This is a genomic window from Mycobacterium deserti (assembly GCF_025345615.1).
GTDB lineage: Bacteria > Actinomycetota > Actinomycetes > Mycobacteriales > Mycobacteriaceae > Mycobacterium > Mycobacterium deserti.
The window spans coordinates 24,931-38,876 of record NZ_JAODWD010000003.1 but is presented as its reverse complement, the minus strand read 5'-3'; the positions used below and the strand labels follow the sequence as shown (position 1 = coordinate 38,876).

General features: G+C 66.7%; 10 protein-coding genes, 1 tRNA gene and 1 pseudogene. 5 read left to right on the top strand and 7 right to left on the bottom strand.

The annotated features are described in order from the left end of the window. Positions 1 to 30: 30 nt before the first annotated feature. Positions 31 to 1,095, top strand: a pseudogene (locus N4S67_RS11475) (MFS transporter); the annotation flags it as partial. Here the strand turns inward: N4S67_RS11475 and N4S67_RS11470 are convergent. Both N4S67_RS11470 and N4S67_RS11465 read right to left on the bottom strand, forming a co-directional pair. Further along, entirely contained in the window at positions 985 to 2,397 is a 1,413-nt protein-coding gene (locus tag N4S67_RS11470; protein WP_260993118.1) for a glycosyltransferase family 87 protein, read from the bottom strand. The pseudogene N4S67_RS11475 and the gene N4S67_RS11470 sit on opposite strands and share 111 nt — an antisense overlap. Positions 2,398 to 2,465: 68 nt before the next feature. Then, positions 2,466 to 3,305, bottom strand: coding sequence for a DUF1906 domain-containing protein (locus N4S67_RS11465; protein WP_260993117.1), 840 nt, complete (start codon positions 3,303 to 3,305; stop codon positions 2,466 to 2,468). Between the two features lie 159 nt (positions 3,306 to 3,464). Here N4S67_RS11465 and N4S67_RS11460 point away from each other — a divergent pair, with 159 nt between their 5' ends. Beyond that, entirely contained in the window at positions 3,465 to 4,982 is a 1,518-nt protein-coding gene (locus N4S67_RS11460; protein WP_260993996.1) for a serine hydrolase domain-containing protein, read from the top strand. A 29-nt stretch (positions 4,983 to 5,011) separates the two neighbouring features. On the opposite strand, the gene ponA2 is transcribed toward N4S67_RS11460, so the two are convergent. After that, entirely contained in the window at positions 5,012 to 7,540 is a 2,529-nt protein-coding gene (ponA2, locus tag N4S67_RS11455) for a transglycosylase/D,D-transpeptidase PonA2 (protein ID WP_260993116.1), read from the bottom strand. Positions 7,541 to 7,800: 260 nt separating this feature from the next. Here ponA2 and pknB point away from each other — a divergent pair, with 260 nt between their 5' ends. Further along, on the top strand, positions 7,801 to 9,324 hold the full coding sequence (gene pknB, locus N4S67_RS11450) for a Stk1 family PASTA domain-containing Ser/Thr kinase (protein WP_390893335.1): 1,524 nt from the start codon (positions 7,801 to 7,803) through the stop codon (positions 9,322 to 9,324). A gap of 54 nt (positions 9,325 to 9,378) precedes the next feature. Here the strand turns inward: pknB and N4S67_RS11445 are convergent. The 3 genes from N4S67_RS11445 to pgm all read right to left on the bottom strand — a co-directional run bounded on the left by N4S67_RS11445 (position 9,379) and on the right by pgm (position 12,416). After that, positions 9,379 to 9,454, bottom strand: a tRNA-Ala gene (locus N4S67_RS11445). Between the two features lie 56 nt (positions 9,455 to 9,510). Then, on the bottom strand, positions 9,511 to 10,773 hold the full coding sequence (locus tag N4S67_RS11440; protein ID WP_260993115.1) for an MFS transporter: 1,263 nt from the start codon (positions 10,771 to 10,773) through the stop codon (positions 9,511 to 9,513). Further along, complete coding sequence (gene pgm / locus N4S67_RS11435) at positions 10,770 to 12,416, bottom strand: phosphoglucomutase (alpha-D-glucose-1,6-bisphosphate-dependent) (RefSeq protein ID WP_260993114.1); 1,647 nt, start codon at positions 12,414 to 12,416, stop codon at positions 10,770 to 10,772. The genes N4S67_RS11440 and pgm overlap by 4 nt, the downstream gene beginning before the upstream one ends. Before the next feature lie 59 nt (positions 12,417 to 12,475). Here pgm and crcB (N4S67_RS11430) point away from each other — a divergent pair, with 59 nt between their 5' ends. Continuing rightward, positions 12,476 to 12,847, top strand: a complete 372-nt coding sequence (gene crcB / locus N4S67_RS11430; RefSeq protein WP_260993113.1) for a fluoride efflux transporter CrcB — start codon at positions 12,476 to 12,478, stop codon at positions 12,845 to 12,847. Further along, on the top strand, positions 12,844 to 13,212 hold the full coding sequence (gene crcB, locus N4S67_RS11425) for a fluoride efflux transporter CrcB (protein ID WP_260993112.1): 369 nt from the start codon (positions 12,844 to 12,846) through the stop codon (positions 13,210 to 13,212). Before crcB (N4S67_RS11430) ends, crcB (N4S67_RS11425) begins: the two co-directional genes overlap by 4 nt. 102 nt (positions 13,213 to 13,314) lie before the next feature. Here the strand turns inward: crcB (N4S67_RS11425) and N4S67_RS11420 are convergent, their stop codons facing one another. Further along, positions 13,315 to 13,932, bottom strand: coding sequence for a GNAT family N-acetyltransferase (locus tag N4S67_RS11420; RefSeq protein ID WP_260993111.1), 618 nt, complete (start codon positions 13,930 to 13,932; stop codon positions 13,315 to 13,317). Positions 13,933 to 13,946: the final 14 nt, after the last annotated feature.

The following is a 13,946-nucleotide window of genomic DNA, read 5'->3' as shown; positions in this document are numbered from 1 at the left end:
GGCCCTCGCAGCGCCACGCGCGCCTTGGCAATGCTCTTTGTCGGTGCCTTCGTCATGGGCAGTTCCGAACTGCTCATCGTCGGGTTATTGGACCTCGTCGCCGACGACCTGCGCGTCTCGGTCTCCTCGGCGGGCACATTGGTGACCTGCTACGCGTTGGGACTGGCGATCGGCGGTCCGATCCTGACCGCACTGACGATGAGGTTGGACCGGCGAACGGTGCTGTGCGGCACGCTCGTGTTGGCCATCGCCTGCAACGGCGTCGTGGCACTGAGCACCAATTACGAACTCACCCTGGTGGCACGGACATTCACAGGCGCGTTCGCCGGACTGTTCGACGCCGCAGCGTTCGCGCTGGGCATCGCGGTGGTCCGGCCCGATCGGGCCGGTCGTGCCCTTGCAGTCGTCATCTCCGGCGTGGCGGTGTCCGCTGCGGTCGGCGTGCCGCTGGGCACCCTTCTCGGCCAGTCGCTCGGCTGGCGCGGCTCCTACTGCGCGATCGTCGCGCTCATCGCGATCACCCTCATCGCCACGATGGCGTTCGTTCCGTCCGTGCCCAACACCGGCGGCGGTGTGGGCAACCAGGCGAAGTTCGCCTTCGCCCCACGAGTGCTCGCGGTGCTGGTCCTGTGCGCGCTGGTGTTCGGGTCGACGTTCGCGGCGCTGACCTACATCGTGCCGTTCTTGCGTGACGTCACCGGCGTCTCGGGCGGACTTGTCAGCGCCTTCCTGCTGGCATACGGCATAGCCGCGGCGGTCGGCTCGTTCGGCGGGGGCTGGTTCGCCGACCGGAATGCCGGGCGCACACTGATGGCCGGGTCCATCGCCACCGCCGGTTCATTGGCTGCGCTTCATCTCTTCGGCAGCAACCCGTTCCTCGTGTCGTTACTGCTTGTGGCGCTGGGACTCTGCGCCATGGGAATGGGTCCGTCGTTGCAGTACCGCGTCGTCACGCTGGCCGGTCCCGGCGGTCAACTGGCGCAATCACTGCCCGCCTCGGCGATCAACCTGGGTATCGCGTTCGGCTCCTTCGCCGGTGGCATCGCGCTTTCGGCGTTCACCACCACCGCCGCGGTCCTCACCGGTCTCGTCATCGCCACCGTCGCCGTGCCCGTCGCCTGGGTCACCGGCCGTTTCGAGCCGCCGAAGCCCCCCGTCGAGCGTGCGCGCTGACGGGGGCTGTCTCGCGCTAGGGGTGGCGCGGCGCGCGGCCACGACGGCGCCGATCAACAGCGCGATAGCGGTGAGCGCTTGCGCGTTACCGACGATCTGGCGAACGACCGCCTCGGCCCCTGCGATGTCGCCGCTGGGGAGTACGAAATGCGGGCCGGCCACGAAGACAACCGCCGCCGCCAATAGCAGCGGTCTCCAGCGCCGGTACTGCCGGGCGATCAACAGCGGTATCAAGAAAACGACGTACGTCCAGTGGTGCGTGACCGCCAGCGGCGCTGCGAGCAGGGCAGCCAGGGCGACGACGGCGAACGCGGCGACATGCATTCCGGACCGCGTGAATCGCCGGCCCGCGAACACAGCAGCCGCGATTACCGCGGCGACACCGAGCACCCACAGCGCGTCCTTGGCACGGCCGTTGGCGCCCAGTCGGGTGATCAGACCGGTCAGTGCCTGGTTGCGGCTGAAGTCGTGACCGCCGGCGCGATCGGTACGGAAAAACTCCGTCGCCCAGAAGTAGATCGACGCTTGGGGTCGGACCAGGAATCCGATGAGGACCGTCGTCGCGAACGCGGCGATCGCTCGTGCCACACCGGGGCCGTCACGCCGCAGCAGCAACACCAGTCCGAATGCCGCCGGGGTGAGTTTGATGCCGGCCGCGATGCCGATGCCAATCCCCCGAAACCTGCGCGGGAGCACACCCAAGCAGTCGGCGACGACCAGTGCCATCAGCACTATGTTGACTTGACCGAACTCGAAGTTCGACCTGACCGGCTCGAGCACCAGCGCCGGTCCGAGCGCGGCCATGGCGACCAAGTTGGGCGACCGGACCTGCAGCCGGGCGAGGATGGTGCGCAGAATCCACCACAACAAGAACAGGTTGAGTGCACTCCACCCGATCTGCAGCGCAGCCTGCGGCACGGCGACCATCGGGCCGAACAGGATCGCCGCGAATGGCGGGTAGATGAACCGAAAGCCCGACGCGCTGGGAAACTGCTCGGAATACAACGGCAGGTGGTTCACGATCGCGTAGCCGGCGTCGCGAAAAACCGATAGGTCGAGCAGGTGGTGGGTCGCGGCCTGGACCATGTAGCGCGCGCACATCGCGACGCCGATGAGTGAGCCGACCACCCATGCCGCCCGCTGCCATCCGCGTCGCGGGGACCGGCTGCTCCCCTGGGCTTGCCCATCCTCCTGCGCGACTCGGTCAACCAGGGGACCGTCCACGACGGCAACCGTACCCATTACGCGTAGCTGAAAACCGGGAAAACGGCTGCCGCCCAATCGACAGGTGGTCAGGTCCTCTCGAGGTCCCACTGACCGAAATCGGGCGCGAGCACGTCGTTGCTGTCCACGTGTGTGCCTCCCATGGCGATACCCGGCTCGGATCCGCTCACGACCACAGCCTGGTAGAGCACGGCCCGCGGTTCGCGCTTACCGGCCGACCAGGCCTTGGTCTGCCATGCCCACCAGTGCCCCGGGCTGGTGGACGGTCCGACGACCCCGTCGTCGATCGCCCACGCGCACGCTCGTGAGTGCCCGTAGATACCGGTGCGGTTCGCGCCCAGCACCGAGTTGATCCCCCGGTACCACTCGACCGCGATGTCGTTCCAGGTATCGAGGTCGATGTCCTCGTCGACACTGAAGAAGATCGGCGCCCGAGGCGGACCGCCGGCAGCAGCGTGCAACCGCATGGCGGTCTGAGCGTCCGCCACGCCGCCCTCATACCCACGGGTGTAATCCGATGGCGTCGGCCAACCCGGTTTGCCGTACTGGTAGCAGCTGACGACGTGCAACCCCGCCGCGCGAAGCCCATCGGCATACTCGCGGGTCACAGGCTTGAAGTCGAAGTCCGCCCCGGGCCGTAGTTCGGACACATAGACCAGCGCTCCGTCATAGCCTGCCGCCTTGATCTGATCGGGCGGAACGAGTCGGTGCGTGAAATCGATCAGTCTCAGCGAGGGAGCGGCCGATGCCTTCTGCGCGCGCAGGGCGGCCGCTGTCCCGAGGACCGCCAGCGGTGTCGCGACGGCGAATCCGAGGACCTCGCGGCGCGACCTGGGTCGCGGTCCGCCAGTTCGAGATCGCGCAGACGGGGCGGCCACGTCGCGATGGTAACAACACCCGAACGACATCCGCGGTGGGTGAATGAAATCCGATGTGACGCCGCGTGCGAACTCTGATCTTGTTTCAGCGGTGCAGGTCTCGACTCGCCTCGCGACCCGTATCCTGGCGGCAGGAGGTGGCCAGTGACCTTGTTTGCACGCAAGGCCCTCGCTGTCGGGACTGCCGCAATGCTCCTGATGACCGCTTGCTCATCTGCTCCCGCAAGCCGCCCAGCGGAAAGCCCCGCTGTCGCAACGCCACCGCCGACTGCGGCGTCGGCGCCGCCGAAAGTACCAGCACCTGACTTCTCTGCCGTCTCTCGGCTGGTGCGCGAAGCCATTGCGGCACAACGGCTGCCGGGTGCCGTCGTGATGATTGGGCACGAGGGAAAGCTCGTCTTCCACCAGGCCTACGGCTCGCGTAAGGCGGCAGGTGAGCCGGGACTCGACGGTTCACCGACGCCCGCAGAACCGATGACCGAGGACACCATCTTCGACATCGCCTCGTTGACGAAACCCCTTGCGACGGCGACCGCGATCATGGCGCTGCACGAACAAGGCAGAGTCGAGTTCGACGACCCGGTGCAGCAGTACCTGCCGGACTTCAACACCGGAGGTGATCCGCAGCGGGCAAAGGTCACCGTTCGCATGCTGCTGACGCACACGTCGGGCGAAACAGGAGATGTCGACCTCGCAGATCCGTGGGGACTGGACCGGGCCGACAAAGCAGAGGGTATCCGTCGTGCGCTCACCACACCGTTGGAATCTGCTCCGGGCGAGCGATTCCGATACTCAGACATCAATTATCTGCTCCTCGGTGCCATGATTGAGACGATCACCGGATTGCCCGAGGACGTCTATGCTCAGCGCCGGATCTTCGCGCCTCTCGGGATGGACGAGACTCGATTTCTGCCGCCGGACAAGGCATGTGGTCCGCACACGCTGCGAGGTGCCGCGATCGCCCGGGCTCCGGCGACAGAAGGCCGCGCACCGGTCGGTTGTCCAGCCGACGGCTGGCGCATCGATCTCTTGTCGCGCATCGCCCCGACAGCACGTGACGAGGAGGGCAGGGGCGATCCGGACAAGAACCCCGATCTCGATCACCTTCTTCGCGGCACTGTCCACGACACGACAGCACGGCGCATGGGCGGGGTGGCTGGGCACGCCGGGGTGTTCTCGACGGCACGCGATGTCAGCATCTACGCCCAAGCGCTGCTCGACCGGCTTGCGGGCCGAGCGAGCAAGTTCCCGTTGACACAAGCGACGCTGCAGATGATGACAAGTCCCCAGCAGCCCGACAATGCGCCTGGCCAACTCGACGCAGCCAATAAGGCGGCCCGGGAGGCCCTCGCCACCCGACCGAACGTGGCCGATCCGCTGCTCGCGCCGAAATACCCGGCGATCCAAGGACAGAACCTGCGTGGCCTCGGCTGGGATATCGATACATCCCTGTCCCAGCCGAGAGGCATGGTCTTTCCCGTGGGCAGCTTCGGCCATACCGGCTTCACCGGAACGTCGGTATGGCTGGATCCGGGCTCCGACACCTACGTCATCGTCCTTGCGAATTCCATACATCTGCGAGGCAGCCCACCCCTGACGAGCCTGCGAGGCGGGATCGCCACAGAGGCGGCCCGGGCCCTGAACCTCTACGACAGCGGGTCACCGGCCGTTTCGCCGCCCGCCTCCCGACCGCCTCGCCCGAAGTGAGCACTCGGAATTGATGGGCCGCAGAGTCCTTAGGGCGGCGGCAGACCCGGTGGCGGTGGCCCGGGCGGAGGTGGTGGCGGCGGCAAGCCGGGTGGCGGCGGCGGTGGCGCACCGGGCGGGGGCGGTGGTGGCCCGAAGAACGGCATGGGGAACGGCGGCAGCCCTGGGACTTGCAGGAGCATCGGATCCACCGGCGGCGGCGGGGGGATTTCCGCCGGTTGGTCGACCGGTGGTGGCTCGTCGATCGGCGGCGCCGGCCGCGGAGTGAACCCGTTGCTCGTATTGATCGTGATGACCGACCCGGGAATCGTGCGCCCGCTCGGCGTCGTGCCCACGACCGCGCCGTACGAGGCCGAACTGTTGACCGGCGTCGTCTTCTCGGCAACCTCGAAACCGGCTTCGCGCAACCGCTTTCGCGCCGTATCGACATTCAAGCCGGTCACATCGGGTACCTGGCCCCCTGGTCCACCATCGACGTAGCGCGGGTCGGTCGGCGGCAGGCGAACCTTGCCGTCGTCGGTGGCGATGGGCTCAATCGCCTCGAACCAGATGCGCGCAGGCTCGTTACCACCGAACAGGTCGCCGCTGTAGCACTTGCGCAGCGGGAACGAACAGATCTCCGACGGCGCGCTGGAATCGTCGAAGATGTAGACGGCCGCGGCGTGGTGGTTGGTGAATCCCAGGAACCCGGAGGACCGGTGGGATTCTGTGGTGCCGGTTTTTCCCGACATCGGTAGGTTCCAGCCCACGGAGCTTGCCGCCCCGGCCGCCGTCCCGCTGCCCCGGTCGTCCTTGCTCAAGGCGTTCGCCAGGGTGTTGGCCAGTCCTTCGGGGACCGCTTGTTCGCAACTTTCGGTGGTGAACGACACCTCATTGCCGTCGCGGTCGATGATCTTGTCTATCGGACTCGGCGGACACCACACCCCGCCGGAGGCCAAAGTCGCCGCAACATTCGACAATTCGAGTGCGTTGAGCTGGAACGGGCCCAGCGTGAACGACCCGGTGTTGAGTCGCTTGATGTAGCCGGCCAAGCTCTCGTTGCTCGTTGGGTCGTATGCCCGTGCAGATGCGGGAACCGCGTATGAGCGCAGCCCCAGCCGAACGGCCATGTCGACTGCGCGCGGGACACCGACCTGCTGAATCAACCGGGCGAATGCCGTGTTCGGGGAGGTGGCCAACGCATCGGTGACGTTCATCGATCCCCGGTAGTTTCCGGCGTTCTTCACACACCAGGTCTCTTTGGGGCAGCCCGGCGTATCGCTGCTGCCCAGGCCGCGGCCCTGAAAGGAGCCCGGAACGGCCAGTTGAGTGTTGATCCCCATGCCCATCTCGAGCGCGGCTGCAGTCGTGAAGACCTTGAAGACGGAACCCGCCCCGTCGCCCACCAGTGAGAACGGTTGCGGTTGCACCGTCTCCCCGGCGTCACCGTTGAGGCCGTATCTCCGGTTGCTCGCCATCGCCATGACGCGATGGGACTCCTTGCCGGGCTTGATCACGCTCATCACGCTGGCGATTCCGTCCAGCGTGGGACTGGCGACCTTGTCGATCGCCTGCTTGACCGAACTCTGAACCTTCGGGTCGAGCGTGGTGCGGATCAGATAACCCCCGCGGGCCACCTGTTCCTTGCTGATTCCGGCACGCGCCAGAAACGCCAACGCGTATTCGCAGAAGAAACCGCGATCGCCGGCGGCGATACACCCACTCGGCAGCTGCTTGGGCTGGGGTAACACGCCGAGGGGCGCTGCTTTGGCGGCGCGCAACTCGTCAGCGAGCTCGGGGAGGTTCTGCATCATGGTGTTCAACACCAGGTTTCGGCGCTCGAGCGCGCCCTGCGGATTGACGTACGGGTCCAGTGAGGTCGGCGACCGCACCATGCCGGCCAGCAGTGCCGCCTGCTGCCAGTTCAGCCTCGACGCGTTGACGCCGAAATAAGTCTGCGCGGCGTCCTGCACCCCGAACGCGCCATTACCGAAACCCACCAGGTTGAGGTACCGAGTGAGAATCTCCGCCTTGGTGAACGTCTTGTCGAGGGTCAGTGCCATACGCATCTCCCGCAGCTTGCGGGCCGGCGTCACCTCTACTGCGGCTCGTCTCTCGGCGTCCGTCTGCGCCATCACCAGCAGCTGAAAGTTCTTCACGTACTGCTGTTCGATGGTCGAACCGCCGCGGGTCGACAGATTCCCCGACAGGTAACCGGATAGGCCGGTCAGCGTGCCCTGCCAGTCGACACCGCTGTGCTCGGCGAACCGCTTGTCCTCGATCGAGACGATCGCCAGTTTGATGGTGTTGGCGATTCGGTCGCCGGGCACTTCGAACCGGCGCTGGGAGTACAGCCACGCGATTGGCTTGCCTGCGGCATCGACCATCGTCGAGACCTGAGGAACGTCGCCCTCGACCACCTGAGCCGACCCGTTGGCCACCATTTCGGACGCGCGGTTGGAGAACAGGCCGAAGCCGCCGACGAACGGGAAGGCCGCGGCGGACAACAGGATGCCGGCCATCGCACAGCACATCGCCAGCTTGACGGCCGTCAACCAGGCCGGTTCGCGCTCCGGCATGTCAGCAGATTAGAGAGTGGCGTTCGGCTTGTGGGCCTGCCGCGCCGATTTATTGACCGGGGTGGCAGTGATTGTTCGTTTCGCGGCGTCAGCGTTTCGTTTCCGCGATCGGGGGTTCGCTGCCAGCGGCGCGTCTGATCGCGGCTAACCCCGAAATTGGTCGACATCTCGGCTGTGAAGTCGGATGTGCCCGAAACGTGCCACGATCAGCAGGTGGCCCCGGAGTTGCCAATCGGCATTGCACCCCCGGCGCAGAACCCGTGACCACCCCACGGCGCCTCTCCGGTCGGTACGAAGTCGGCGAGATCCTCGGCGTAGGCGGCATGTCCGACGTCTATCTGGCGCGCGATCTGCGGTTGCACCGTGACGTCGCGGTCAAGCTGCTACGCGCCGACCTGGCCCGAGATCCCAGCCTGAATCTGCGGTTCCAGCGAGAAGCGCAGAACGCCGCCTCGTTGAACCACCCTGCCATCGCGGCGGTGTATGACACTGGCGAGGTGGAGACAGCGAGCGGCCCGCTGCCTTACATCGTGATGGAGTACGTCGACGGTCTGACGTTGCGCGATGTCGTGCGCATCCATGGACCGATGCGGACACGGCGGGCCATCGAGGTGGTCGCTGATGCGTGTCAGGCGCTGAACTTCAGCCACCAGCGCGGGATCATTCATCGCGACGTCAAGCCGGCCAACATCATGATCGACAAAGCCGGTTCGGTGAAGGTGGTGGACTTCGGGATCGCGAAGGCGATCGCCGACGGCGACAAGAGCGTCACCCAGACCGGCGCGGTGATCGGCACCGCCCAGTACCTCTCGCCCGAACAGGCCCGCGGCGACCGCGTCGACGCGCGTGCCGATGTGTACTCGCTGGGCTGTGTGTTGTACGAAATCTCCACCGGTGAACCGCCGTTCGTCGGTGAATCGTCTGTGGCGGTCGCCTATCAGCACGTCCGAGAGCAGCCAGTTGTACCGTCACGGCGCAACAGCGAGATCACGCCCGAGCTGGACGCCGTGGTGCTCAAGGCGATGGCCAAGAATCCCGACGATCGCTATCAGACCGCCGCAGAGATGCGCGACGACCTCGTTCGCGTGCACCGCGGACTGACCCCCTACGCCTCCACGGTGGTGGACGCCGACGCCGACGCAACGCGGGTCGCGTCCGGGTCGAGCGAGCGGACCCCACCGACCGAAGAGATACCGGCACAGCAGTCGATTTCCGGCGAGCGGAACGGAGGCCGGTCGATCAGGCGCTGGCTGATCGCGGTCGCTGTACTGGCGGTGCTCACCGTGGTGGGCATGATCGGGATCAACGTCGTCGAAAGGGGTCCCCGCGACGTGCCGGTGCCCGATGTGCACGGTCAGGCCTCCGCCGATGCGATCGGCGCTCTGCAGAATCGCGGATTCAAACCCCGCGTCCGGCAGATGGCGGACTACACCGTGCCCCCCGGCCTCGTCATCAACACCGATCCCGACGCCAACACGGTGGTCAGTGCCGGCGAGGAGATCACGCTCAACGTATCGACGGGCCCCGCACGAAACGAACGCCCCGACGTGCCAACGGGTTCAGCGCAGCTGGAAGTCCCCGACGTGTCGTCGTTGACCTACGCCGAGGCGGTCCGGGTGCTGGCGGACGCGGGCTTCGTGCGCTTCAAGCAAGCGGTGTTACCGTCCCCACCGGAACTGAAGGACCGCGTGGTGGGGACCAATCCCCCGGCCAATCGAATCACCGCGATCACCAACGAGATCACCATCGTGCTGGGTTCTGGATCCGCCACCGCTGGTCCCTGATCTCGCACCATGGAACGTCGCGGAGCGGCCGATCGTGGTTCTGCGTGCTTATCTTGGTGGAGCTAAGGGGACTCGAACCCCTGACCCCCACACTGCCAGTGTGGTGCGCTACCAGCTGCGCCATAGCCCCGAGAAGTTGTGCTCACCGAAGTTACACCACCCACGGGAGGCGTTCAAAATCGCTGATCAGGGCACTTCGCCGCCCGCTTCGGGTCCAAGCGGCCGTCCAGGCGTGTGCCCGACGGGATCAGTGCCGCGGGTCTCCGGGGCGAAGGCCCAGCCCACCGCCGCCAGCAGCAGGACGACACCGCTGACGAGGAACGCGGCGCTGTAAGAGGCGAGTTGGGCCACCTGGCCGACGACCATCGATCCGAAGATCGAACCGAAGTCCGCCATCATCTGGAACAGGGCCACTGGTGTCCCGCCACGCGACTTGTTTCCGACGACGTCGGCCACCGAGGCCTGCTGGGGCGAGACGAACACGCCGGTCGCCGCACCGGTGACGTAGGCGGCGATCAGGAAGGCGGGCAGCGAGGTGGTGAACCCGACCGCGATCGTCGCCACCGCCGAGACCGTCAGTCCGGCGATCAAGAGCTTGCGCCGCCCGATCCGGTCGGACAGGTAGCCGCTGGGAATCACCACCGAGACGTTGCCGATCGCGAACGTCGCCAGCGCCAGACCCGCGACCCCAGCGCTTCGGCCCAGGCCTTCGACCACGAACAACGGCACCAGCGCGATCCGCAGCCCGAACGCCGCCCATCCCGTGGCGAAATTGGAGAACAGCGCGGCGCGGTAGGCCCGGTGACGCAGCACCTCCCGCACCGATACCGAGGTCTGCTCCGCGTCGTCGGGCGCGGTGACGGCGCTGCCCTTCAGGCTGAAGAAGATGACCGCGGCCGCGACCAGCAGCGCGGCGCCGTAGATCGCGAACGGCGCTGCCAGGCCGAATCCCGCGGTCAGACTGCCCAGGACCGGCCCGCCGACGGACCCGACGAGAAAACCCGTCGAGAACAGCCCGGCGACGCGGCCGCGCGCGTCCGGGGGGGAGATCCGGATCATCAGCCCCAGCGAGGACACCGTGAACATGGCCGAGCCGAGACCGCCGAGAGAACGAAACAGCAGTAGCTGCCAGTAGGTGTGCGCGAAGGCGCACGCCGCTGTCGACAACGCGACGATGATGAGGCCGCTGATGTAGACACGGCGCTCCCCCAGCCGCTGCACCAGCCACCCGGCCGGCGGCGCGGCGACCAACCGCATGATCGCAAACGCCGTGATGACGAACGTCGCGGCGCTGATGCTCACCCCGAAGTGGCGGGCGTACTGCGGCAGCACCGGAGCGACCACGCCATACCCCAGTGCGACTACCACGTTGGCCGAAACCAGCAGCCAGACTTCGCGCGGGAGCTTCGGTTTGTCAGTGTCGGCCTGACACTGCGCTTCAGAGCTCACGCAATGACCTTATTCACCACTTCCTTGGCCGCTTCCTGCACCTCGGCCAGATGCTCGGGACCCCGGAACGATTCCGCGTAGATCTTGTAGACGTCCTCGGTGCCCGACGGTCGCGCGGCGAACCAGGCGTTCTCCGTCGTCACCTTCAGTCCGCCCAGTGACGCACCGTTGCCCGGCGCCGTCGTGAGCTTGGCGGTGATCGGCTCGCCCGCCAGCTCGGTGGCCGCCACCTCGTCGGGCGACAGCTTGCCCAGCCGCGCCTTCTGTTCGCGGTCGGCGGGCGCATCGATGCGGGCATACGTCGGCGCACCGTATTTCTCGGCGAGCGCCTCATAGCGCTGCGACGGCGTCGAGCCGGTCTTCGCCAGGATCTCCGAGGCCAGCAAGGCCAGGATGATGCCGTCCTTGTCGGTCGTCCACACCGACCCGTCGGTACGCAGGAACGACGCTCCCGCGCTCTCCTCGCCGCCGAAACCGATGGTGCCGCCGATCAATCCGTCGACGAACCACTTGAAGCCGACCGGTACTTCGACCAGCTTGCGGTCGAGCCCGGCGACCACCCGGTCGATGATCGAGGAACTGACCGCCGTCTTGCCCACCGCGGTCGAACCCGGCCAGTCGTCCCGGTGGGCGAACAGGTAGTCGATGGCCACCGCCAGATAGTGGTTGGGGTTCATCAGTCCGCCGTCGGGCGTGACGATGCCGTGCCGGTCGGAGTCGGCATCGTTGCCGGTGGCGATCTGGTACTCCCCGTTCGCGCCGTCCAGCTTGCGGATGAGCCCAGCCATGGCATTCGGTGAGCTGCAGTCCATGCGGATCTTGCCGTCGGTGTCCAGCGTCATGAACCGCCACGTGGCGTCGACCAACGGGTTGACCACCGTCAGCTCCAGATTGTGGCGTTCGGCGATCGCTGCCCAGTAGTCCACGCTGGCACCGCCGAGTGGATCGGCGCCGATGCGGATGCCTTCGGCGCGGATCGCGTGCAGATCGACGACGTTCGGCAGGTCCGAGATGTAAGCGTCGAGATAGTCGTGGCGCTGCGCCGTTTGCAACGCCCGCGCCAGCGACACCCGCTTCACCCCCTTGAGCCCGTCGCGCAGGATCTCGTTGGCGCGCTTGGCAATCGCGCCGGTGGCGTCGGTATCGGCGGGTCCGCCGTTGGGTGGGTTGTACTTGAAGCCGCCGTCGCGCGGCGGATTGTGCGACGGGGTGACGACGATGCCGTCGGCCAGGTCGCTGTCACGGCCGCGGTTGAACGTCAGGATCGCATGGCTGACCGCGGGTGTGGGCGTATAGCGGTCGGCCGAATCCACCATCGCCACAACGTCGTTGGCGGCCAGCACCTCCAGCGCCGAGGCCCACGCCGGCTCCGACAGCGCGTGCGTGTCGCGGCCGATGAACAGCGGCCCGGTCGTCCCCTGGCTCGTGCGGTACTCGGCGATGGCCTGGGTGGTTGCCAGAATGTGGGCTTCGTTGAACGCCGCGTCCAAGCTCGAACCCCGATGTCCCGAGGTGCCGAACACGACCTGTTGGTCGACGTTGTCGGGGTCTGGTTGCCTCGTGTAGTAGGCCGTCACGACCTGCGCGACATCGATGAGGTCCTCAGGTTGCGCCGGCTGCCCGGCGCGCTGGTTCGCAGCCATGATGCGATTGTGCTCCTTGCCTGACGCCGCAGCGCAGTCGAGCGGCCATACTTCTTCCTGTGTTCGGCTACGACGGTCGCGAACTTGCCGCGGTGTTCATGGGGGGCGCGATCGGCACGGTTGCCCGCGCCGCAGTCCAGACGCTTGCTGCGCCCCAGCCGGGCCACTGGCCGTGGGCGACATTCGCGGTCAACATCGTCGGCGCCTTCGTACTGGGTTACGTCGCTGCGCGGTTGCCGGAGTCGACATACCGGCGGCCGCTGCTGGGCACCGGCTTCTGCGGTGGGCTGACGACGTTCTCGACCCTGCAGGTTGAACTGCTGGTGATGGTCGAACGCCGGCATTACCTGTTGGCGGCCGCGTACGCCGCGGCCAGCATCACGGTCGGCCTCATCGCTGCGGCCGGCGCCTCGAGATGGGCGCGACGATGAGTGTTGCTGTGTGGGCGGGCATAGCGGTGCTCGGCGGTCTCGGGGCGGTGCTGCGGTTTCTCATCGACCGCGCGATCTCGCACCGCATGGCAGGTGCGTTCCCGTCGGGCATCTTCGTCGTCAACATCACCGGCGCTCTGCTGCTGGGTCTGCTGCACGGCCTGGCCCCGAACTCGACGACGGCGCTGTTGATAGGCGTGGCGCTGCTGGGCTCCTACACCACGTTCTCGACGTGGATGCTGCAGACTCTGGAGCTGCGCGAAGGCCGACGAAAGGGATTGGCCATCGCAAACATCGTCGCCAGTCTGGCGCTCGGCCTTCTCGCAGTATGGGCCGGTCAATCGCTGGCCCACCTGGCCGGATAAGCCCCGCGAACCTCGCCACGACAACTTCGCCGCCGAACGTTCCTTACCGCTCGAATTTGGGGCGATTCTTCGAGCGGTAAGGAACGTTCGCGCCCCAGTTGGTCAGGAGGCGGGGTCGCGCGGCAGGGCATAGAGCGCCATCCTGCGGTTGGCCATGTCATGCTCGCCGAGAAACATGCTCCCGACGACTTCACAGATCGCACGGGCATCGGCGTTGCGATGGTCTGGGTCGAACATGATTCGACGACAACGGCTTTCGACTGTGAAAATGCTGTCGATCAAGCGTGGCAACAGGATCGGCGCAATGCCGCGGTGAATGAACCGCTCGTCGCCGATGGCCGCGTGCAATCCCACGTCGTATGGATCGGCGTCGTAGCACCGCGCGATCGAATCCTTCGCGGCGCGGTAAAGCTCGACGTACACAAACGGTGTGCCGTCTGATTCGCCGATGAGCGGCCGGGAGTACTCGCCGCTCAGTTGGGCGCCCAGATAGCGTCGCCAACGCGGCGTGGACCACGCGTACTGCCAGGCCTCGATCAGGTGCGGGCTGTTCATCCACCCCGAGATCAGCTGGGCGTCGGCATCCGCATCTGCGAGCCGAATGCTGTACGGCGCGGGCAGGATCGGTGTCGGTGGCGCCGGCACGTCGCGCACAGCCTGCGGCAGGTCGGTCAACTCGCGAGGCAGGACACCAGCGGCGGCCTCGTCAATCTCGCCCATCGCCCGCCGAGCCT

Excerpts from the sequence above, each read along its gene's own strand:
- N4S67_RS11465 (WP_260993117.1), bottom strand. The coding sequence starts at position 3,305 with ATGTCGTTCGGGTGTTGTTACCATCGCGACGTGGCCGCCCCGTCTGCG.
- N4S67_RS11460 (WP_260993996.1), top strand. The coding sequence starts at position 3,465 with ATGCTCCTGATGACCGCTTGCTCATCTGCTCCCGCAAGCCGCCCAGCG.
- ponA2 (WP_260993116.1), bottom strand. The coding sequence starts at position 7,540 with ATGCCGGAGCGCGAACCGGCCTGGTTGACGGCCGTCAAGCTGGCGATG.
- pgm (WP_260993114.1), bottom strand. The coding sequence starts at position 12,416 with ATGGCTGCGAACCAGCGCGCCGGGCAGCCGGCGCAACCTGAGGACCTC.
- crcB (WP_260993112.1), top strand. The coding sequence starts at position 12,844 with ATGAGTGTTGCTGTGTGGGCGGGCATAGCGGTGCTCGGCGGTCTCGGG.
- N4S67_RS11420 (WP_260993111.1), bottom strand. The coding sequence starts at position 13,932 with ATGGGCGAGATTGACGAGGCCGCCGCTGGTGTCCTGCCTCGCGAGTTG.